Below are 18356 nucleotides of genomic sequence, written 5' to 3' on the forward strand. Positions count from 1 at the left end.
GTGTGGGTCAAAAAGTAAATCCAATCGGACTACGTGTCGGTATCATTAAAGACTGGGAGTCTAAATGGTATTCTGACAAAGACTATGCGGACCTACTTCACGAAGATATTAAAATTCGTGAATACCTGGAAAAGCGTCTTAAAGAAGCTTCATTATCCACTGTTGAAATTGAGCGTGCTGCTAATCGCGTGAACGTTACAATTTTCACTGCTAAACCAGGAATGGTTATCGGTAAAGGTGGTTCTGAAGTAGAAGCATTAAGAAAAGCATTGAATCAATTAACAGGCAAGCGTGTGCACATTAATATCAATGAAGTGAAAAATCCAGACATGGATGCTCGCTTAGTTGCTGATAATATCGCTCGTCAATTAGAAAACCGCATTTCATTCCGCCGTGCGATGAAGCAAGTTATTCAACGTACAATGCGTTCAGGAGCTAAAGGTATCAAAACTCAAGTTTCTGGTCGATTAGGTGGAGCAGACATTGCTCGTTCTGAATCATACAGTGAAGGTACGGTTCCATTACACACATTAAGAGCTGACATAGATTATGGTACAGCAGAAGCTGATACTACTTATGGTAAGCTTGGTGTGAAAGTATGGATTTACCGTGGTGAAATCCTTCCAACGAAAGGAACGAAACAAGAGGAAGGAGGAAAATAATCATGCTAATGCCTAAACGTGTGAAATTCCGCCGTGAACACCGTGGAAAAATGAGAGGCCGTGCTAAAGGTGGTACTGAAGTCACTTTCGGTGAATACGGATTACAAGCGCTTGAAGCATCTTGGATTACTAACCGTCAAATTGAGTCAGCGCGTATTGCTATGACACGTTATATGAAACGTGGAGGTAAAGTATGGATTAAAATTTTCCCAGATAAGCCGTATACGGCAAAACCTTTAGAAGTACGAATGGGTTCCGGTAAAGGGGCACCTGAAGGTTGGGTAGCAGTAGTAAAACCAGGGAAAATTATGTTTGAAATTGCCGGAGTTTCTGATGAAGTGGCACGTGAAGCTTTACGTCTTGCTTCTCATAAATTACCGATTAAATGTAAAGTTGTAAAACGTGAAGAAGTGGGTGGTGACGCAAATGAAAGCTAATGAGATTCGCAACCTTACCACTGCCGAGATTGAACAAAAATCTAAGTCTTTAAAAGAAGAGCTATTTAACCTTCGCTTTCAACTTGCGACTGGACAGTTAGATAATCCAGCCCGTATTCGCGAAGTGAAAAAAGCTATTGCTCGTGCAAAAACGGTATTGCGTGAAAGAGAACTAGGAATAGTTGGTGAATAATCCTGGGAGGAGGCCTGCACAGTGACAGATCGTAATAATCGCAAGAGTTACACTGGACGTGTTGTATCAGATAAAATGGATAAAACAATCACAGTTCTTGTAGAAACGTATAAAACACATCCGCTTTATGGAAAGCGTGTTAAGTACTCTAAAAAGCTAAAAGCTCATGACGAGAATAACACTGCTAAGGTAAACGACGTAGTTCGAATCATGGAAACTCGTCCATTATCTAAGGATAAGCGTTTCCGTCTTTTGGAAGTTGTTGAAACAGCGGTAGTAATTTAATAGAAAGTTTGCTTACCTGAAGGGAGGTAAAGAGATCTATGATCCAACAAGAAAGTCGTTTAAAAGTAGCTGATAATTCAGGAGCACGTGAAGTACTTTGTATTAAAGTGCTTGGTGGAACAGGTCGTAAAACTGCGAACATTGGAGACATTATTGTCTGTTCTGTAAAGCAAGCAACACCTGGGGGCGTTGTCAAGAAAGGTGACGTTGTTCGTGCGGTAATCGTTCGTACGAAAAGTGGTGTTCGCCGTCCTGATGGTTCTTACATTAAGTTTGATGAAAATGCAGCAGTAATCGTACGTGATGATAAGAGCCCGCGTGGAACACGTATCTTCGGACCGGTTGCACGAGAACTACGTGATAATCAATTTATGAAGATCGTTTCTTTAGCTCCTGAAGTACTTTAATAATATATGAACGGAAATTTAGGTGTTAAGGAGGTGCCCTCATGTCACAAACAAAATTACATGTAAAAAAAGGGGATACGGTTAAAGTCATCTCTGGAAAAGATAAAGGAAAAGAAGGAAAAATCCTAGAAGCTTATCCAAGCCAATCCCGAGTGCTAGTAGAAGGTGTGAACCTTATTCATAAGCATGCAAAACCATCGCAAGCTAATCCACAAGGTGGAATTGTAAATCAAGAAGCGCCAATTCATGTTTCTAACGTGATGCCGATTGATCCGAAAACGAGTGAACCAACTCGTATTGGGTATAAAGTGGAGAACGGTAAGAAAGTAAGAATAGCGAAAAAATCTGGCGAAGTATTAGATAAGTAGTAGTCAGTGGGTGAAAGGAGGTTTACTCAATGAATCGTCTGCAAGAAAGATATAGAAATGAGATCGTTCCTGCTATGACAGGGAAATTTAACTATTCTTCCATTATGGAAGTACCAAAAGTTGAAAAGATCGTTATTAATATGGGTGTTGGTGAAGCTGTACAAAACTCTAAAGTTTTAGATAAAGCAGTTGAAGAGCTTACAGTTATCTCAGGTCAAAAGCCTTTAATTACGAAAGCTAAAAAATCAATCGCAGGTTTCAAACTACGTGAAGGTATGCCAATCGGTGCGAAAGTTACTTTACGTGGTGAGCGTATGTTCGATTTTCTTGATAAATTAGTTTCTGTTTCATTACCACGTGTTCGTGACTTCCGTGGTGTTTCTAAAAAAGCATTTGACGGACGTGGAAACTATACATTGGGAGTTAAAGAACAATTAATTTTCCCAGAAATTGAGTACGACAAAGTTGATAAAGTTCGCGGTATGGATATCGTTATCGTAACGACAGCAAATACGGACGAAGAAGCACGTGAACTTCTCACTCAAATGGGCATGCCGTTCCAAAAATAACAACGTGCTAAAAGAGAGGAGTGAAGACCTTGGCTAAAAAATCAATGATCGCAAAATCAAAAAGGCCTAAAAAGTTCCAAGTGCAAGAATATACTCGATGCGAACGCTGCGGCCGACCGCACAGTGTAATCCGTAAGTTTAAGCTATGCCGAATCTGCTTCCGAGAACTTGCTTATAAAGGTCAAATTCCGGGCGTCAAAAAAGCTAGCTGGTAATTCCGTTTAGGGAAGGAGGTAAATACGATGGTCATGACAGATCCAATTGCTGATATGCTGACTCGTATTCGCAACGCGAATACTGTAAGACACAATAGCTTGGAGCTTCCAGCATCCAAGATCAAGCGTGAAGTAGCTGACATTTTAAAACGCGAAGGATTCATTCGCGATTTCGAATATATTGAAGATAACAAACAAGGTATAATTCGTATTTTCCTTAAGTATGGTGCAAACAACGAGCGTGTTATCACTGGACTTAAGAGAATTAGTAAACCAGGACTACGTGTATATGCGAAAGCAGACCAAATGCCACGTGTACTTGGCGGTTTAGGAATTGCAATTGTTTCATCTTCGAATGGAATGATTACAGATAAAGAAGCTCGCCAACAACAAATTGGTGGAGAAGTTTTAGCTTACATTTGGTAATTTGATTGACAGAATGGAGGTGTAAGGTATGTCTCGTGTTGGTTTAAAACCAGTTGAGATTCCTTCAGGTGTAGAAGTAAAACTTGATGGAAACAACATTACAGTAAAAGGACCAAAAGGCGAATTAACTCGTGTGCTTCATGTTGACATGATTGTTAAGCAAGAAGAAAACACAATCGTTGTTGAACGTCCTTCGGATCATAAAACTCATCGTGCACTTCACGGTACAACTCGCAGTGTTATAAATAACATGGTTGAAGGTGTAACGAAAGGGTATGAAAGAACACTTGAATTAGTGGGTGTTGGTTATAGAGCGACAAAAACAGGAAATAAGCTTGTATTAAACGTGGGTCTTTCCCATCAGGTGGAATTCACTCCTGAACAAGGTTTAGAAATCGATGTACCTGCTAATACAAAAATTATCGTTAAAGGTATAGACAAAGAACGTGTTGGAGCACTTGCTTCAAACATTCGCGCTGTAAGAAAACCTGAACCTTACAAAGGAAAAGGAATTCGCTATGAAGGCGAAAAAGTTCGACGTAAGGAAGGTAAAACAGGTAAATAGTAAATAACGGAAAGAAAGGACTGACGTTCAATGATCACGAAGACTAACAAGAACGCGGTACGTAAGAAAAGACACGCACACGTTCGTCGCACGATCACTGGTACTGCTGAACGTCCTCGTTTAAATGTTTTCCGTTCTAATAAGCAAATTTACGCACAATTAATTGATGACGTATCAGGCGTTACATTAGTAAGTGCGTCAAGCTTAGATAAAGAACTAAAACTTGAAAACGGCGGAAATAAAGAAGCAGCGCGCCAAGTAGGCGAACTTGTAGCTAAGCGTGCCCTTGAAAAAGGTCATGAAACAATCGTATTTGATCGTGGTGGATATTTATATCATGGTCGTATACAAGTGCTTGCAGATGCAGCCCGTGAAGCTGGTCTGAAGTTCTAATCAAGACTAGAAGGAGGGAAATAAACTCATGCGTATCGATCCAAATAAATTGGAACTTGAAGAAAGAGTCGTTACTGTCAACCGTGTTGCAAAAGTGGTTAAAGGTGGACGTCGCTTCCGCTTTTCTGCACTAGTTGTAGTTGGAGATAAAAACGGACACGTAGGTTTCGGTATGGGTAAAGCCCTAGAAGTACCTGAAGCAATCCGTAAAGCAATTGAAGATGCAAAGAAAAATTTAATTCACGTACCAATTCAAGGTACAACGATTCCTCATACAATTACAGGACGATTTGGAGCAGGAAGTGTTTTCTTAAAACCTGCATCTGAAGGTACTGGAGTTATCGCTGGTGGACCTGTTCGTGCAGTATTGGAGTTAGCTGGTGTTGGTGATATTCTTTCAAAATCACTAGGATCAAATAATCCAATCAACATGGTACGTGCAACAATTCAAGGACTTGATTCAGTAAAGAGTCCAGAAGATGTAGCGAAACTACGTGGAAAATCAGTAGAAGAGCTATTAGGTTAAGGAGGGAATTGACATGGCAAAGAAATTAGAGATCACCCTCAAACGTAGCTTGATCGGACGCCCAGAAGATCAGCGCGTCACTGTGAAGACTCTTGGTCTTCGTAAAGTGAATCACACTGTCGTTCAAGAGGACAATTCAGCAATTCGCGGAATGGTAACAAAAGTTTCTCATCTCGTCAGTGTCAAAGAAATCGAAGCGTAATTGATATAAACAGTTGAGGAGGTGCCAACATGAAACTTCACGAATTGAAACCTACTGAAGGTTCCCGTAAAACACGTAATCGTGTAGGACGTGGTATCGGTTCTGGTAATGGTAAAACTGCAGGAAAAGGACATAAGGGTCAAAATGCCCGTTCTGGTGGCGGTGTTCGTCCAGGATTTGAAGGTGGACAAATGCCTATCTTCCGTCGTTTACCAAAACGTGGATTTACAAATCCAACTCGTAAAGAGTTTGCAATTGTAAATTTAGAAACGTTAAATCGTTTTGAAGATGGAGCAGAAGTTACTCCAGAACTTTTAATCGAATCTGGCGTTGTTAGCAACGAAAAAGATGGGATTAAAATTCTTGGTAACGGAGGATTAGAGCGTAAGTTAACAGTAAAAGCTCATAAATTCTCAGCTTCTGCAAAGGAAGCTATTGAGGCTGCTGGCGGAACGACTGAGGTGGTTTAATGTTTCAAACGATTTCCAATATCATGCGAATTGGTGACTTAAGGAATAAAATCCTTTTTACTTTAGCGATACTGATCGTCTTTCGCATTGGCGCTCATATACCTGCACCAGGTGTAGATGCCGATAGGTTGGATTTTGCAGGAGAAATGAATGCTTTTGGGTTTATTAATACCTTTGGTGGCGGTGCTTTAGAAAACTTTTCGATATTTGCAACAGGTATCATGCCATATATCACAGCATCCATTATCGTACAACTTCTAAGATTAGATGTAGTACCTAAGTTTGCAGAGTGGTCAAAACAAGGAGAAGCAGGACGTAGAAAGCTAGCTCAAGTTACAAGGTATGGTACAATTGGAATTGCATTTTTCCAAGCTTTAGGGATGTCTATTGGATTTAATAATCTATTCCCTATGCTTGTACCGAATCCTACCGTTACAACATATTTAATGATTGCATTAACGTTAACAGCAGGTACAGCGTTTTTGATGTGGTTAGGGGAGCAAATAACTGCAAAAGGTGTAGGTAATGGAATCTCCATTATTATCTTTGGTGGTATTGCTGCAGGTATTCCTAATGCAGTAAATCAAATTTCTGCTACTCATATCCAAGATGCTGGGGATCAATTGTTTTTAAACATTGTGATTATCCTTATACTATTGTTAGCTGTGTTAGCAATTATTGTTGGAGTAGTATTCGTTCAGCAGGCTTTAAGGAAAATTCCTGTTCAATATGCAAAACGATTAGTTGCTGGGAAGCCGCAAGGAGGTCAATCTACCCACTTGCCTTTAAAAGTTAATGCAGCCGGGGTAATTCCTGTTATTTTCGCTATGGCACTCTTTATCTTTCCGCCTACTGTGGCAGGATTTATAGGAGATGGTAATACGATTGCAACATGGATTACACAAAACTTTGATTATACAAGACCTTTTGGTCTCGTTGTATTTGCAACACTAATCATCGGTTTTACGTATTTCTATACGTTTGTACAAGTGAATCCAGAACAAATGGCTGATAACCTTAAAAAACAAGGTGGCTATATACCTGGTATTCGCCCCGGTCATACGACGCAAGTATATATCACTCGAATCCTTTATCGTTTGACATTCGTCGGAGCACTATTCCTAGCAACTATATCAACAATTCCGGTATTTTTCACTGAACTTGCAGGATTACCACCAGCAGTTCAAATTGGGGGTACAGGGTTACTGATTGTTGTTGGGGTAGCGTTAGATACGATGAAACAAATTGAAAGCCAATTAATTCAACGATCCTATAAAGGATTTATTAAGTAAGTAAGAGGGAGTGTGACTCCCTTGCTTTCAATGTATAAAAACGGTGGAGGGGTAGAAATGAATCTAATTTTAATGGGTCTTCCAGGTGCTGGAAAAGGAACTCAAGCAGATAAAATTGTTGATAAATACAAAATTCCTCATATTTCCACTGGTGATATGTTCCGAGCTGCTATAAAAAATGGAACAGAACTAGGTTTAAAGGCAAAGGCTTTTATGGATGAGGGGAGCCTTGTACCAGATGAGGTTACGATCGGAATAGTCCGTGAACGATTAAGTAAAGAGGATTGTAACAATGGCTTTTTACTTGATGGTTTTCCAAGAACAGTTGCTCAAGCAACAGCATTGGATGAAATGTTAAATGGACTTGGTCGCCAAATTAATCACGTTTTATATATAAAAGTTCCTCAAGAGGATTTATTTAAAAGATTAACTGGTCGTTGGATCTGTCCAACATGTGGGTCATCCTACCATGAAATCTATAATCCGCCAAAGGTTCAAGGGAAATGTGATAAAGATGGTAGTGAGTTAATCCAACGTGATGATGATAAACCTGAAACCGTTGGAAAACGATTAGAAGTTAACTTAGAGCAAGTGAAACCATTGGTTAATTTCTATGAAAGTAAAGGTAACTTACGTAACTTAGATGGTAACAAGGAAATAAATGAAGTTTTCGAAGATATTGATGAAGTTCTAATTGGGAGCAATCAATGATTATTTGTAAAACGCAACGAGAAATAGAGATTATGCGAGTTGCAGGTAAGATTGTCGCATTAACTCATCAGGAATTACAAAAACATATTCAGCCTGGTATTACGACGAGGGAATTAGACAGCATTGCAGAAAATTTCATTCGACAACAAGGTGCGATTCCATCTTTTAAAGGCTATAATGGATTTACTGGAAGCATCTGTGCTTCAGTAAATAACGAGTTGGTGCACGGTATTCCAGGTGAAAGGGCACTCAAAGATGGTGACATTATCAGTATTGATATTGGAGCTAAATTTGATGGGTATCACGGAGATTCTGCTTGGACTTATCCAGTGGGTACGATAACGGAAGAAAACCGTAAGTTACTTGAAGTAACAGAAGAATCTCTTTACCTAGGGCTTGCGGAAGCAAAACCTGGTGAACGCTTATCTAACATATCTCACTCAATTCAAGTACATGTAGAAGAGCATGGATTTTCAGTTGTTCGGGAATATGTAGGGCACGGTGTTGGTCAGGAATTGCATGAAGACCCGCAAATACCTCATTTTGGACCACCGGGGAAAGGTCCTCGGTTAAAACCGGGAATGGTATTAGCCATTGAACCAATGGTTAATGCTGGATCGCGACATGTCAAAACCTTAAGGGATAATTGGACGGTCGTAACAACGGATGGAAAAATGTGCGCCCATTTTGAACACACCATTGCTATTACAGATACAGGATATGAAATTTTGACGAAAAGCCCTAATGATTGAAGGTGGTCATGATATGAAAGATCCTGAATCGGTTCCACAAGTTGGGGAACTTGTGCGAATTATAAGTGGAAGGGACAAAGGTCAATATGCGTGTGTAATTGATGTGTTGGACGAAAAATTTGTTCGAATTGCTGATGGTGATAAACGAAAAGTAGATCGAGCAAAGAAGAAAAATATTCAACATATCGAGAATCTTCATATTGTTGTTCCTGAAGTAAAAAATAGCATTGCTGAAACGGGTCGTGTAACCAATGCAAAATTGCGATTTGCAATTTCCACATATATTGATGATAATTTACTGAAGGAAGGAGAGTAAATTCATGGCCAAAGAAGATGTAATTGAAGTAGAAGGAACGGTCATTGAGCCGCTTCCAAATGCTATGTTCCGAGTTGAACTAGAGAATGGACACAAAATTTTGGCTCACGTCTCCGGTAAAATTCGTATGCATTTCATTCGTATATTACCTGGTGACAAAGTAACTGTAGAATTGTCTCCGTATGATTTAACTCGTGGTCGTATCACGTATCGATATAAATAAAAATAAAAAAAGTTTAGTACCACTCCGAAACATAAGGAGGTAGAAAGCATGAAGGTAAGACCGTCAGTCAAACCAATTTGCGAAAAATGTAAGGTTATTCGCCGAAAAGGTACCGTCATGGTAATTTGCGAAAATCCGAAGCACAAACAAAAACAAGGCTAATTCACAGGAGGTGTTATAATATGGCACGTATAGCTGGTGTCGACATTCCTCGTGACAAACGAGTTGTCGTTTCATTAACGTACGTTTTCGGAATCGGTACATCAAGAGCAAAAGAGATTCTTAAATCAGCTGGTGTATCAGAGGAAACACGCGTAAGAGATTTAACGGAAGATGAGTTAGGTAAAATCCGTGAAACTATTGATCAGTTTAAAGTAGAAGGTGACCTTCGTCGTGAAATTTCATTAAATATCAAACGTTTAATCGAAATTGGTTCATACCGTGGTATTCGTCATCGTCGTGGACTTCCTGTTCGCGGTCAAAAAACGAAGAACAACGCACGTACAAGAAAAGGTCCACGTCGTACTGTAGCAAACAAGAAGAAGTAAAGGAGGTAATGGTCGATTATGGCTAAACCGAAAACGACTCGCACAAAACGTCGTCAACGTAAAAATATTGAATCCGGTGTTGCGCACATTCGTTCCACTTTTAATAATACAATTGTAACGATTACTGACACACGCGGAAATGCCATTTCATGGGCAAGTGCAGGTGCGTTAGGATTTAGAGGTTCTCGTAAATCCACACCATTCGCTGCACAAACAGCTGCAGAAACAGCTGCAAAAGCTGCTATGGAGCATGGAATGAAGACTGTAGAAGTATCGGTTAAAGGACCTGGCGCTGGACGTGAAGCTGCAATCCGTTCGCTTCAAGCTACTGGCTTAGAAGTAAATATGATTAAAGATGTAACTCCAGTTCCGCATAATGGTTGCCGTCCACCAAAACGTCGTAGAGTATAGTCGCATCAGAGGTATGGAAGAACATACCCTTGTCAATAATGGTGTAAGAGTATATATTTTATAAAAGCTCTTTAGAAAAAATATTGACGGTTTCGTGACAGGTCGGGATGTGCCCAATAAGGGATTCCGGTTGAACGAAAAGATTCAACCGGGGTTTCGACGTTTTGAAGGAGGGTTTGTTTAATGATCGAAATAGAAAAGCCAAAGATTGAAGCAGTGGAATTAAGTGAAGATGCATCATACGGGAAATTTGTTGTTGAACCATTAGAGCGAGGTTATGGAACTACGTTGGGGAATTCTCTTCGTCGTATTCTATTATCATCTCTGCCAGGTGCTGCGGTTACTAGTGTGCAGTTTGATGGGGTTCTTCATGAGTTTTCAACAATTGAAGGTGTCGTAGAAGACGTAACTTCTATTATTCTGAACTTAAAGAAGCTTGCATTAAAGATTTACTCTGAAGAAGAGAAAACGCTAGAAATTGATGCGCAAGGAGAAGGTGTGATCACTGCTGCTGATTTTATGCATGACAGTGATGTGGAGGTTTTAAACCCTGATCTTCATATTGCAACTCTCTCAAAGGGAGCTCATTTTCATATGAAAGTAACAGCAAGCCGTGGCCGTGGATATGTTCCTGCCGAAGGAAACAAATCTGATGAGTTGCCTATTGGTGTTATCCCAGTGGATTCTATCTATACTCCTGTTTCTCGTGTAAACTATCAAGTGGAAAATACTCGTGTTGGTCAAATTACTAACTATGATAAATTAACTCTTGATGTTTGGACAGATGGTAGTATTAGACCAGAAGAAGCTGTTTCATTAGGCGCAAGAATTCTTACAGAACACTTAAATATTTTTGTTGGCTTGACTGATCAAGCTCAACATGCAGAAATTATGGTCGAAAAAGAAGAAGACCAAAAAGAAAAAGTGCTTGAAATGACGATCGAAGAATTAGATTTGTCTGTGCGTTCTTATAACTGTTTGAAGAGAGCTGGCATTAACACAGTTCAAGAGCTAACACACAAATCTGAAGAAGATATGATGAAGGTTCGTAACCTCGGAAGAAAATCATTGGAAGAGGTACAAGAGAAGCTAGGAGAATTAGGACTAGGACTTCGCAAGGAAGAATAGAAGTAAGTGTTCAAAAAGATATGTCTTTTTGAACTGCCTATCCATATTTTTTCCCATTCTTTCATCTCATTTAGAAGTATTAGCAGAAATATGGACTTGAGAAGGAGGGACACTCATGGGCTATAGAAAATTAGGTCGTGACAGCAGTGCACGTAAAGCATTATTCCGTGACTTAGCTACAGATTTAATCATCAATGAGCGTATTGAAACAACAGTACCGAAAGCGAAAGAGCTTCGTTCTATCGTAGATCAAATGATCACTCTTGGTAAACGTGGAGACTTACATGCTCGTCGTCAAGTAGCTGCATTTGTTCGTAACGAGGTTGCGGATGCAGAAGCTGGTACAAGTGCAGTTCAAAAGTTATTTGATGATATCGCACCTCGTTATGAGGAGCGCCAAGGTGGTTATACACGCGTACTTAAGCTTGGACCACGCCGTGGTGACGGTGCGGAAATGGCTATTATTGAGCTTGTGTAATTAATACAGATTAATTCTTCAAAGGGCGAGACACCAAATCTGCTTAGATTAGGTTCTGTGCCCTTTTTTTGTACATATATAGGTGGTGATTGTTATGAAAGAAGTTATAAAGATTAATAACCTATCGTTTCAATACCGGAAATCAGAGCCACATGTTCTGAAAAATATAAATGTAAGCATTAAACCCAATGAATGGGTCTCGATCGTAGGCCATAACGGTTCAGGTAAATCTACATTGGCCAAATTTATGAATGCTTTGTTTTACCCAATAGATCAAGGGGATGTTCTGATAAACGGGATAAATACTAGAGAAGAAGAAACGCATCAAGATATCCGTAAAAATGTAGCGATGGTATTTCAAAATCCGGATAATCAAATCGTTGCCCCAACAGTAGAAGATGATGTAGCATTTGGCCTAGAAAATGCAGGAGTACCTCACGAAGAGATGGTCAAGATCGTACAAGAAAGCATTGATATAATGAATTTAACTGGTTTAGAACGAAAGGAACCTCATCATTTATCTGGTGGTCAAAAACAGCGTGTGGCTCTAGCTGGTGCTCTAGCGTTGAGACCGAGCATATTAGTATTGGATGAAGCTACTTCCATGCTTGATCCTGTTGGAAGAAAGGAAGTTCTTCAGCATGTTCAAAAACTAAGAAAGAAGAAAGATATGACACTGATTACAATTACTCACGATTTAAATGAAGCCATCCTTGCAGATCGTATGCTAGTAATGAAACAAGGAGAAATAATTGCGGATGGACAACCTTTAGAAATTGTTCAAAATCAAGAACTATTAGAAAGTGCTAATTTAACCCAGCCTTTTTTTATTAAAGTAATTCATGCTTTAAAAAATAACGGGGTAGAACTCCCAAATTCATTTACGTCTGAACTAGAATTGGTGGATTATCTATGGAAATTAAAGCAGAAGATATAGGTTACACTTATATGGCGGGAACTCCGTTTGAAAAAAAAGCGATCGATAACATCAATATACATATAAAACATCATTCTTATACAGCTATCATTGGTCACACAGGTTCTGGAAAATCTACCTTTGTTCAATTATTAAATGGTTTATTAAAGCCATCAAGGGGTAGTTTGCATGTAGGAAATTGGGTTATTACAAAGGAAACAAAACAAAAACAGATGTATGACTTACGAAAGCATGTAGGGATGGTTTTTCAATACCCTGAGCATCAGCTATTTCATGAAACCGTTATACAGGATGTCGCCTATGGTCCAATAAACTTTGGTTTTTCAAAGAAGGAAGCGAGAGAAAAAGCAGAAGAAATGCTATTAAACGTAGGGATTGGAAAAGATTTATTTGACAGGTCTCCATTTGAGCTCAGTGGAGGACAAATGAGAAGAGTTGCTATTGCAGGTGTCTTAGCTATAGAACCTCATATACTGGTCTTAGATGAGCCGACAGCAGGCTTAGATCCTAAAGGTCAGGTTGAGATCATGAATTTGTTTTATAGTTGGTATTTAGAGAAGGAAGAACGGTCTATTGTTCTTGTAACACATCATATGGAGGATGCAGCTTTGTATGGAGATCATATTATCGTTATGAACAATGGAGAAGTTCATTTTCAAGGAGAACCCACTCATGTTTTTCAACAAAAAGAGATGTTATATGACCTTGATCTATCTGTTCCGGAAACAGTAGCCTTATTAGAAAGACTAAAGGAGATAAGTGGAGAAGCTATGAACACGCAACGATATACGTTTGATGAAACAGTCCAAGAGATTATATCCTTTTTAAGGAAGGTACAATAGGAAATGCTAGATAATATAATTATAGGTCAATATGTACCAGGGAATTCTTATGTGCACCGAATGGATCCTCGTGCAAAGATGATATGCTTACTTCTATTTATGTTCTTCCTATTTTTAAGTCGCCATCCTATCGTACTATTTGCATCTATTACAATTGCTGTACTTTCCTTTCTCTTTGCAAAAGTACCTTTACGATTTTATTTAAAGGGAATGCGTTTTATCGCAATCTTAATTTTATTTACGTTTATCCTGCATCTATTTATGACGAGAGAAGGTCCTGTTCTATTAGATACTCCTATTATAACTATTTATGTAGGGGGAGTAATTGAGGGATCCATCGTAGCAATCCGACTGTTAACACTCATTACAATGGCTACATTACTAACATTAACAACAACACCGGTTACTTTGACGGATGGATTAGAGCAATTACTGAAACCATTCCAAAAGCTAGGTTTTCCAACGCATGAACTAGCTTTTATGATGTCGATTGCACTCCGATTCATACCAACCTTATTACAAGAAACGGTGAAAATTATAAAAGCACAGATGGCAAGAGGAGCAAACTTTACAAAAGGTTCGCTGTGGAAAAGAGTCCGTGCTTTCGTTCCTATTCTTGTTCCTTTGTTTGTACAGTCATTTAAGAGAGCCGAAGAATTGGCAATAGCAATGGAGGCTAGAGGGTATGCTGGAGGGGAAGGACGGACAAAATTTAGACTATTACGATGGACAAAAATTGATACGATTGCAGTCATTATTTTTTCCATCTATTCTATAGTAACAATTGTCACAATTTGGTTGTAAGGAGGTCGGGGCTTATGCAACGAGTGAAAGGGATTATCTCTTATGACGGAACTCATTTTTCAGGATATCAGGTACAGCCAGCAAGTAGAACCGTCCAGGGTGAACTTGAAAAAGCGTTAGCAAAAATACATAAAGTAGATCATTGGAAGGTACATGGTTCTGGTCGTACAGATGCAGGAGTACATGGAATCGGCCAAACAATCCACTTTGACACCCCTTTATCTATCCCTGTTGAGCGTTGGCCGAGAGCTTTAAATAGTCTTTTGCCTGATGATATATATATACGAGAAGTAGAGTATGTGGATATGGAATTTCAAGCAAGATATAGTGCCATAGGTAAGGAATACAAGTATATTGTCCATACTAGTAAAGAAAAAGATGTTTTTAATAGACATTATAAGTATCACCTTTCAGAAAGACTTTCATATAATACTATGTTGGAGGCAGCAAAGTTGCTGGAAGGAACACATGACTTTACAAGCTTTTCATCGCCGAAAACTTCGGTAATAAATAAAGTAAGAACGATTTACTCTATCAGTATTGAGAAACAGGAAGACGACTTGATATTTCGGTATATTGGTAGTGGGTTCTTATATCAGATGGTTCGTATTCTAACAGGAACTTTGTTGGAGGTTGGAAAAGGAAATCTTGCTGTTGAAGAGATATCTCGCATATTAGAAGCGAAGGACCGATTCCAATCAGGACCAACAATACCAGGAAATGGACTCTATTTAGTTCAAGTATTTTATGAAGAGGAAGAGTTAAAGAGAGTGTTAAGTAATGGATCAGGAGGGTAATATTGTCTTTTTGATGATGCTGTGGTGAGACACTGTAGTGACGGGAGCAAGGATGGTGACATGATACCATTGCTCAAAAGACTTGGGCAAGTACTTAGGCGGAATTGATGAAGGTGGCTTGGTAGCTCCCCACAGGACAGCGAGCAGGCAGAAGCGAATGGAATACAAACCAACAATATTAGTAATGCCATATAGTTTTAATCCACTTGCTAACACGTATTTTCAGTGTAGACAGATACAAAAGCTGAAAAAAATTTAAAAAGACAACGAATCCTGGTGTAACATTTTATTGACATGGGAATCTAGATGTTATATGATGATCTATGGTATTCTATGCCCACTAGCCCCGGGTACGGAATCGAATGAATGAAAAGTTGAAATGACAGAATGTTTTTGTGATAGTTAATTAGGAGGGAAAAATAAATGCGTACGACATATATGGCAAAGCCAAACGAAGTAGAACGTAAGTGGTATGTTGTGGACGCAGAAGGAAAAACACTTGGTCGCTTAGCGAGTGAGGTTGCAAGCATCCTTCGCGGAAAAAACAAACCAACATACACTCCGCATATTGATACAGGAGATCACGTTATCTTAATCAATGCGGAAAAGATTCATTTAACAGGAAACAAATTAGCTGGAAAGATTTATTACCGTCATAGCCAACACCCAGGTGGACTTAAATCAATGACAGCTGGAGAAATGTTAGACAAAAGCCCTGTAAAAATGCTTGAATTAGCGATTAAAGGTATGCTTCCAAAGAATACTTTAGGTCGTAAACAAGGTATGAAATTACACGTTTATACAGGAAGCGAACACCCACACCAAGCACAAAAGCCGGAAGTTTACGAGCTACGCGGTTAATATAGAAGGAGGTAATTTACTTGGCACAAGTTCAATATTATGGAACAGGTCGTCGTAAGCACTCTGTTGCGCGTGTGCGTTTAGTTCCTGGAGACGGACGCATTACAATCAACAAAAGAGACATCGACGAATACTTTAACCTAGAAACTTTAAAATTAATTGTTAAACAACCACTTGTTGAAACTCAAACAGAGGGCACTTATGATCTTCTTGTTACTGTTGAAGGTGGAGGATACACAGGACAAGCGGGAGCAATCCGTCATGGTGTTGCACGTGCACTTTTAGGTGCAGACCCTGAGTACCGTGGATCTCTTAAGAAAGCTGGCTTCTTGACTCGTGATGCTCGTATGAAAGAGCGTAAGAAATACGGTCTTAAAGCAGCTCGTCGTGCTCCTCAGTTCTCAAAACGTTAATATTGCTATTGTGGAGTTCAAGACTCTCAACCATTTATGGTTGGGGGTCTTTTTGTTTTGTCGTTTGTTGTGGGAGGGCGCCGAGAGTGTGTTGCGCGACAGTTGGGGTAAGAATAGCTGAAAATTGTCAATCAAGCGCGTGATATTTGACAAAACAGGGTTGAAGAAGTGTTAAATTGTCAATCAAGCGCGTGATATTTGACAAAACCAAGGTGCAGAAGCGATGAGTTGTCAATCAAACGAGTCTTATTTGACAAAACAGGGTTGAAGAAGTGTTAAATTGTCAATCAAGCGCGTGATATTTGACAAAACCAAGGTGCAGAAGCGATGAGTTGTCAATCAAACGAGTCTTATTTGACAGAACAGGGTTGAAGAAGCGTTAAATTGTCAATCAAGCGCGTGATATTTGACAAAACCAAGGTGCAGAAGCGATGAGTTGTCAATCAAACGAGTCTTATTTGACAAAACAGGGTTGAAGAAGCGTTAAATTGTCAATCAAGCGCGTGATATTTGACAAAACCAAGGTGCAGAAGCGATGAGTTGTCAATCAAACGAGTCTTATTTGACAAAACAGGGTTGAAGAAGTGTCATTTTGTCAATCAAACGAGTATTATTTGACAAAACCAAGGTGCAGAAGGGATGAGTTGTCAATCAAGCGCGTCTTATTTGACAAAACTAGGTTGGAGCAGCCTCGAGTTGTCAAGAAAGCGCGGTTAGAAATCCCCTAGCTTCATCAATCACTTCTCTAACACAATATCAACTTGCATCAGCATTTTCTTAACTTGTTTGCGATCTAACTCTTCTAGAAGGCTTTCATCAAACTTTCCTGTTACGTACTCTATAAATGCCTTTATCTCCATTCTTATTTTATGACTACTATGGTTGGCAACAAAAATCAGTGTATCCAATATAGCTAAGAGGATAGATACATCTTGTCTTCCATAATGACTAATTTGGTAAAAGGTCGTATAGAGTAACTGTTCGGTGCTCTCTTGTTTTTTGATAAGACGATCTCTTTCTTTTTCATCGAGGAAAACGATGTAGTTACTTCTTTCATTTAAGGCCTCCGTTAAGGGAGTTCTAAGAAAACGAATACAATCAATTGCTGTGTTAGGGTCATTAATGCCTGGGGAAATAGCTCGTAAGGCTATTTCTACGATCTTCAGTAAGCAGAATTCAACATCTTGAACGGATGTTCGATCATCCCCTATAGTAATGTAATCATGAATATCAAAATCGATTTTACCTCCATGGTGGTGTATCGTTAGCAACTTGCTTTTGTTAGTCACATAATGCCCGATGTGCTGATTTAGTTCTATCAGATATCCATTTTCAACGGCTAAAGAGAACAATCCTTGAAAATCTATTAGCTGAATATACCCAAAGGTTTTTCCATTCACTTCAAGACTATCAGGATAGTCCACAGATTTGGAGATTATATTGACCGTTTTAGTCTTGTAGCTTTTATAAGCATCTTTTTCTCTTTGGACTGTATTGATAGCGTCTATGGAAAGTTGATTAAGTAAATTGTTTACTTGGATTGAGGAAGCCACATTATGTATGAAATAGGCGAAAAATCCTAAGCAAATAAATGCCACGAGCACTCCTATCGTTGCTGATATAACTTCATTATCAATGGTTGAATTTCTCATGAATAGTAAGGAGAGAATAGAATAAACGAAGCCACCAAGAAAAATTCCCAACACTCGCATGGTAGATGGTTTTGTTAAAAAGCCCTTCAAAATTCTTGGAGAAAATTGTGACGTATACGTAGTTAAGACAACCATGATCGTTGAAAAGGTTATTGTTGTCATGGTTACTAAAGCTGCAGAAATTGTACCAAGGATAACGTGAGCTAAATCTACACTAGTTAATAAATATCTAGGAATATGGTTGTTTAGAAAGTCATTTAATTCTACATCTACATAAATTACTAAAAGTGAAATAGCGAGTGAAATTATGCAATATACTAAAGGGCGTACCCAGATACTATCTTTCAGTTGTAATGTTATTCTTTTTAACAAATAAATCTCTCCTAACAAGTGCTAAATCTATTTTAACCATGTTTTTTGTGTGACACTTCTAAAAATTATGACCTAATAAAAATACTTGTTTTGATTCCACC

At 39.0% G+C, this 18356-nt stretch carries 31 protein-coding genes; 30 read left to right on the plus strand and 1 reads right to left on the minus strand.

The genetic code is table 11. The annotated features are described in order from the left end of the window. Positions 1-2: 2 nt before the first annotated feature. The 30 genes from rpsC to rpsI all read left to right on the plus strand — a co-directional run bounded on the left by rpsC (position 3) and on the right by rpsI (position 16231). Positions 3-662: a 30S ribosomal protein S3 gene (rpsC, locus tag ACERII_RS04125; protein ID WP_373640279.1), complete on the plus strand. Its 660-nt coding sequence runs from the start codon at positions 3-5 to the stop codon at positions 660-662. A gap of 2 nt (positions 663-664) precedes the next feature. After that, complete coding sequence (rplP, locus tag ACERII_RS04130; protein WP_373640281.1) at positions 665-1099, plus strand: 50S ribosomal protein L16; 435 nt, start codon at positions 665-667, stop codon at positions 1097-1099. Next, complete coding sequence (gene rpmC, locus ACERII_RS04135) at positions 1089-1292, plus strand: 50S ribosomal protein L29 (RefSeq protein WP_373640282.1); 204 nt, start codon at positions 1089-1091, stop codon at positions 1290-1292. Before rplP ends, rpmC begins: the two co-directional genes overlap by 11 nt. 21 nt (positions 1293-1313) lie before the next feature. Continuing rightward, positions 1314-1577 carry a 30S ribosomal protein S17 gene (rpsQ, locus tag ACERII_RS04140; RefSeq protein ID WP_373640283.1) on the plus strand — a complete coding sequence of 88 codons (264 nt, stop codon included), beginning with the start codon at positions 1314-1316 and terminating at the stop codon, positions 1575-1577. A gap of 38 nt (positions 1578-1615) precedes the next feature. After that, positions 1616-1984, plus strand: a complete 369-nt coding sequence (rplN, locus tag ACERII_RS04145; RefSeq protein WP_373640285.1) for a 50S ribosomal protein L14 — start codon at positions 1616-1618, stop codon at positions 1982-1984. 41 nt (positions 1985-2025) lie between these two features. After that, a complete protein-coding gene (rplX, locus tag ACERII_RS04150; protein WP_373640287.1) occupies positions 2026-2352 on the plus strand; it encodes a 50S ribosomal protein L24 in 327 nt (108 codons plus the stop codon). A 29-nt stretch (positions 2353-2381) separates the two neighbouring features. Beyond that, positions 2382-2921 carry a 50S ribosomal protein L5 gene (gene rplE / locus ACERII_RS04155; protein ID WP_373640289.1) on the plus strand — a complete coding sequence of 180 codons (540 nt, stop codon included), beginning with the start codon at positions 2382-2384 and terminating at the stop codon, positions 2919-2921. A 29-nt stretch (positions 2922-2950) separates the two neighbouring features. Continuing rightward, on the plus strand, positions 2951-3136 hold the full coding sequence (locus ACERII_RS04160) for a type Z 30S ribosomal protein S14 (RefSeq protein WP_373640290.1): 186 nt from the start codon (positions 2951-2953) through the stop codon (positions 3134-3136). Between the two features lie 27 nt (positions 3137-3163). Then, positions 3164-3562, plus strand: a complete 399-nt coding sequence (gene rpsH, locus ACERII_RS04165; protein ID WP_373640291.1) for a 30S ribosomal protein S8 — start codon at positions 3164-3166, stop codon at positions 3560-3562. Between the two features lie 28 nt (positions 3563-3590). Further along, positions 3591-4127 (plus strand): 50S ribosomal protein L6, encoded by a 537-nt coding sequence (gene rplF / locus ACERII_RS04170; protein WP_373640292.1) that lies wholly within the window; start codon positions 3591-3593, stop codon positions 4125-4127. Between the two features lie 30 nt (positions 4128-4157). Next, the gene (gene rplR / locus ACERII_RS04175) at positions 4158-4520 is read left to right on the plus strand and encodes a 50S ribosomal protein L18 (RefSeq protein WP_373640294.1); all 363 of its coding nucleotides are present in this window, start codon (positions 4158-4160) and stop codon (positions 4518-4520) included. A 28-nt stretch (positions 4521-4548) separates the two neighbouring features. Further along, positions 4549-5046: a 30S ribosomal protein S5 gene (gene rpsE, locus ACERII_RS04180; RefSeq protein WP_373640295.1), complete on the plus strand. Its 498-nt coding sequence runs from the start codon at positions 4549-4551 to the stop codon at positions 5044-5046. A 13-nt stretch (positions 5047-5059) separates the two neighbouring features. Continuing rightward, positions 5060-5248, plus strand: a complete 189-nt coding sequence (gene rpmD, locus ACERII_RS04185) for a 50S ribosomal protein L30 (protein ID WP_373640296.1) — start codon at positions 5060-5062, stop codon at positions 5246-5248. 29 nt (positions 5249-5277) lie between these two features. Next, positions 5278-5718, plus strand: coding sequence for a 50S ribosomal protein L15 (gene rplO, locus ACERII_RS04190; RefSeq protein WP_373640298.1), 441 nt, complete (start codon positions 5278-5280; stop codon positions 5716-5718). Beyond that, entirely contained in the window at positions 5718-7010 is a 1293-nt protein-coding gene (gene secY, locus ACERII_RS04195) for a preprotein translocase subunit SecY (protein WP_373640300.1), read from the plus strand. Before rplO ends, secY begins: the two co-directional genes overlap by 1 nt. 57 nt (positions 7011-7067) lie before the next feature. Continuing rightward, positions 7068-7721 (plus strand): adenylate kinase, encoded by a 654-nt coding sequence (locus tag ACERII_RS04200; protein WP_373640302.1) that lies wholly within the window; start codon positions 7068-7070, stop codon positions 7719-7721. Next, a complete protein-coding gene (gene map, locus ACERII_RS04205) occupies positions 7718-8473 on the plus strand; it encodes a type I methionyl aminopeptidase (protein WP_373640303.1) in 756 nt (251 codons plus the stop codon). Before ACERII_RS04200 ends, map begins: the two co-directional genes overlap by 4 nt. A gap of 13 nt (positions 8474-8486) precedes the next feature. Next, a complete protein-coding gene (locus ACERII_RS04210; RefSeq protein WP_373640305.1) occupies positions 8487-8789 on the plus strand; it encodes a KOW motif-containing protein in 303 nt (100 codons plus the stop codon). Positions 8790-8793: 4 nt separating this feature from the next. Continuing rightward, positions 8794-9012: a translation initiation factor IF-1 gene (infA, locus tag ACERII_RS04215; protein ID WP_010896341.1), complete on the plus strand. Its 219-nt coding sequence runs from the start codon at positions 8794-8796 to the stop codon at positions 9010-9012. A 48-nt stretch (positions 9013-9060) separates the two neighbouring features. Beyond that, positions 9061-9174, plus strand: a complete 114-nt coding sequence (gene rpmJ, locus ACERII_RS04220; RefSeq protein ID WP_003322638.1) for a 50S ribosomal protein L36 — start codon at positions 9061-9063, stop codon at positions 9172-9174. 20 nt (positions 9175-9194) lie between these two features. Further along, positions 9195-9560, plus strand: a complete 366-nt coding sequence (rpsM, locus tag ACERII_RS04225) for a 30S ribosomal protein S13 (RefSeq protein ID WP_373640306.1) — start codon at positions 9195-9197, stop codon at positions 9558-9560. 18 nt (positions 9561-9578) lie between these two features. Then, positions 9579-9971: a 30S ribosomal protein S11 gene (rpsK, locus tag ACERII_RS04230; protein WP_373640307.1), complete on the plus strand. Its 393-nt coding sequence runs from the start codon at positions 9579-9581 to the stop codon at positions 9969-9971. Positions 9972-10154: 183 nt separating this feature from the next. Then, entirely contained in the window at positions 10155-11099 is a 945-nt protein-coding gene (locus ACERII_RS04235; protein ID WP_373640308.1) for a DNA-directed RNA polymerase subunit alpha, read from the plus strand. A gap of 115 nt (positions 11100-11214) precedes the next feature. Further along, positions 11215-11577, plus strand: coding sequence for a 50S ribosomal protein L17 (gene rplQ, locus ACERII_RS04240; RefSeq protein WP_373640310.1), 363 nt, complete (start codon positions 11215-11217; stop codon positions 11575-11577). Between the two features lie 94 nt (positions 11578-11671). Beyond that, positions 11672-12514 carry an energy-coupling factor transporter ATPase gene (locus ACERII_RS04245; RefSeq protein ID WP_373640311.1) on the plus strand — a complete coding sequence of 281 codons (843 nt, stop codon included), beginning with the start codon at positions 11672-11674 and terminating at the stop codon, positions 12512-12514. Continuing rightward, a complete protein-coding gene (locus ACERII_RS04250) occupies positions 12490-13356 on the plus strand; it encodes an energy-coupling factor transporter ATPase (protein WP_373640313.1) in 867 nt (288 codons plus the stop codon). Before ACERII_RS04245 ends, ACERII_RS04250 begins: the two co-directional genes overlap by 25 nt. A gap of 3 nt (positions 13357-13359) precedes the next feature. Then, positions 13360-14160 carry an energy-coupling factor transporter transmembrane component T family protein gene (locus tag ACERII_RS04255; protein WP_373640315.1) on the plus strand — a complete coding sequence of 267 codons (801 nt, stop codon included), beginning with the start codon at positions 13360-13362 and terminating at the stop codon, positions 14158-14160. 14 nt (positions 14161-14174) lie between these two features. After that, the gene (gene truA / locus ACERII_RS04260; RefSeq protein WP_373640317.1) at positions 14175-14957 is read left to right on the plus strand and encodes a tRNA pseudouridine(38-40) synthase TruA; all 783 of its coding nucleotides are present in this window, start codon (positions 14175-14177) and stop codon (positions 14955-14957) included. Between the two features lie 423 nt (positions 14958-15380). Next, complete coding sequence (rplM, locus tag ACERII_RS04265) at positions 15381-15818, plus strand: 50S ribosomal protein L13 (protein WP_373640319.1); 438 nt, start codon at positions 15381-15383, stop codon at positions 15816-15818. A gap of 20 nt (positions 15819-15838) precedes the next feature. Further along, the gene (gene rpsI / locus ACERII_RS04270; protein WP_373640320.1) at positions 15839-16231 is read left to right on the plus strand and encodes a 30S ribosomal protein S9; all 393 of its coding nucleotides are present in this window, start codon (positions 15839-15841) and stop codon (positions 16229-16231) included. Between the two features lie 737 nt (positions 16232-16968). On the opposite strand, the gene ACERII_RS04275 is transcribed toward rpsI, so the two are convergent. After that, on the minus strand, positions 16969-18255 hold the full coding sequence (locus tag ACERII_RS04275) for a DUF2254 domain-containing protein (protein WP_373640321.1): 1287 nt from the start codon (positions 18253-18255) through the stop codon (positions 16969-16971). Between the last annotated feature and the right edge of the window lie 101 nt (positions 18256-18356).

It is taken from the genome of Evansella sp. AB-rgal1, assembly GCF_041820985.1.
Lineage (GTDB): Bacteria > Bacillota > Bacilli > Bacillales > Salisediminibacteriaceae > Evansella.

What these genes read in the sequence shown, in the direction of transcription:
- rplP (WP_373640281.1), top strand. Translation starts at nt 665, where the DNA reads ATGCTAATGCCTAAACGTGTGAAATTCCGCCGTGAACACCGTGGAAAA.
- ACERII_RS04255 (WP_373640315.1), top strand. Translation starts at nt 13,360, where the DNA reads ATGCTAGATAATATAATTATAGGTCAATATGTACCAGGGAATTCTTAT.
- map (WP_373640303.1), top strand. Translation starts at nt 7,718, where the DNA reads ATGATTATTTGTAAAACGCAACGAGAAATAGAGATTATGCGAGTTGCA.
- rpsE (WP_373640295.1), top strand. Translation starts at nt 4,549, where the DNA reads ATGCGTATCGATCCAAATAAATTGGAACTTGAAGAAAGAGTCGTTACT.
- truA (WP_373640317.1), top strand. Translation starts at nt 14,175, where the DNA reads ATGCAACGAGTGAAAGGGATTATCTCTTATGACGGAACTCATTTTTCA.
- secY (WP_373640300.1), top strand. Translation starts at nt 5,718, where the DNA reads ATGTTTCAAACGATTTCCAATATCATGCGAATTGGTGACTTAAGGAAT.
- rpsH (WP_373640291.1), top strand. Translation starts at nt 3,164, where the DNA reads ATGGTCATGACAGATCCAATTGCTGATATGCTGACTCGTATTCGCAAC.
- rplX (WP_373640287.1), top strand. Translation starts at nt 2,026, where the DNA reads ATGTCACAAACAAAATTACATGTAAAAAAAGGGGATACGGTTAAAGTC.
- rpsM (WP_373640306.1), top strand. Translation starts at nt 9,195, where the DNA reads ATGGCACGTATAGCTGGTGTCGACATTCCTCGTGACAAACGAGTTGTC.
- rplM (WP_373640319.1), top strand. Translation starts at nt 15,381, where the DNA reads ATGCGTACGACATATATGGCAAAGCCAAACGAAGTAGAACGTAAGTGG.
- infA (WP_010896341.1), top strand. Translation starts at nt 8,794, where the DNA reads ATGGCCAAAGAAGATGTAATTGAAGTAGAAGGAACGGTCATTGAGCCG.
- ACERII_RS04235 (WP_373640308.1), top strand. Translation starts at nt 10,155, where the DNA reads ATGATCGAAATAGAAAAGCCAAAGATTGAAGCAGTGGAATTAAGTGAA.
- rpsK (WP_373640307.1), top strand. Translation starts at nt 9,579, where the DNA reads ATGGCTAAACCGAAAACGACTCGCACAAAACGTCGTCAACGTAAAAAT.
- rplE (WP_373640289.1), top strand. Translation starts at nt 2,382, where the DNA reads ATGAATCGTCTGCAAGAAAGATATAGAAATGAGATCGTTCCTGCTATG.
- rplQ (WP_373640310.1), top strand. Translation starts at nt 11,215, where the DNA reads ATGGGCTATAGAAAATTAGGTCGTGACAGCAGTGCACGTAAAGCATTA.
- rplR (WP_373640294.1), top strand. Translation starts at nt 4,158, where the DNA reads ATGATCACGAAGACTAACAAGAACGCGGTACGTAAGAAAAGACACGCA.
- rplN (WP_373640285.1), top strand. Translation starts at nt 1,616, where the DNA reads ATGATCCAACAAGAAAGTCGTTTAAAAGTAGCTGATAATTCAGGAGCA.
- ACERII_RS04250 (WP_373640313.1), top strand. Translation starts at nt 12,490, where the DNA reads ATGGAAATTAAAGCAGAAGATATAGGTTACACTTATATGGCGGGAACT.
- ACERII_RS04200 (WP_373640302.1), top strand. Translation starts at nt 7,068, where the DNA reads ATGAATCTAATTTTAATGGGTCTTCCAGGTGCTGGAAAAGGAACTCAA.
- rplO (WP_373640298.1), top strand. Translation starts at nt 5,278, where the DNA reads ATGAAACTTCACGAATTGAAACCTACTGAAGGTTCCCGTAAAACACGT.
- ACERII_RS04245 (WP_373640311.1), top strand. Translation starts at nt 11,672, where the DNA reads ATGAAAGAAGTTATAAAGATTAATAACCTATCGTTTCAATACCGGAAA.
- rpmJ (WP_003322638.1), top strand. Translation starts at nt 9,061, where the DNA reads ATGAAGGTAAGACCGTCAGTCAAACCAATTTGCGAAAAATGTAAGGTT.
- ACERII_RS04210 (WP_373640305.1), top strand. Translation starts at nt 8,487, where the DNA reads ATGAAAGATCCTGAATCGGTTCCACAAGTTGGGGAACTTGTGCGAATT.
- rplF (WP_373640292.1), top strand. Translation starts at nt 3,591, where the DNA reads ATGTCTCGTGTTGGTTTAAAACCAGTTGAGATTCCTTCAGGTGTAGAA.
- rpmC (WP_373640282.1), top strand. Translation starts at nt 1,089, where the DNA reads ATGAAAGCTAATGAGATTCGCAACCTTACCACTGCCGAGATTGAACAA.
- rpmD (WP_373640296.1), top strand. Translation starts at nt 5,060, where the DNA reads ATGGCAAAGAAATTAGAGATCACCCTCAAACGTAGCTTGATCGGACGC.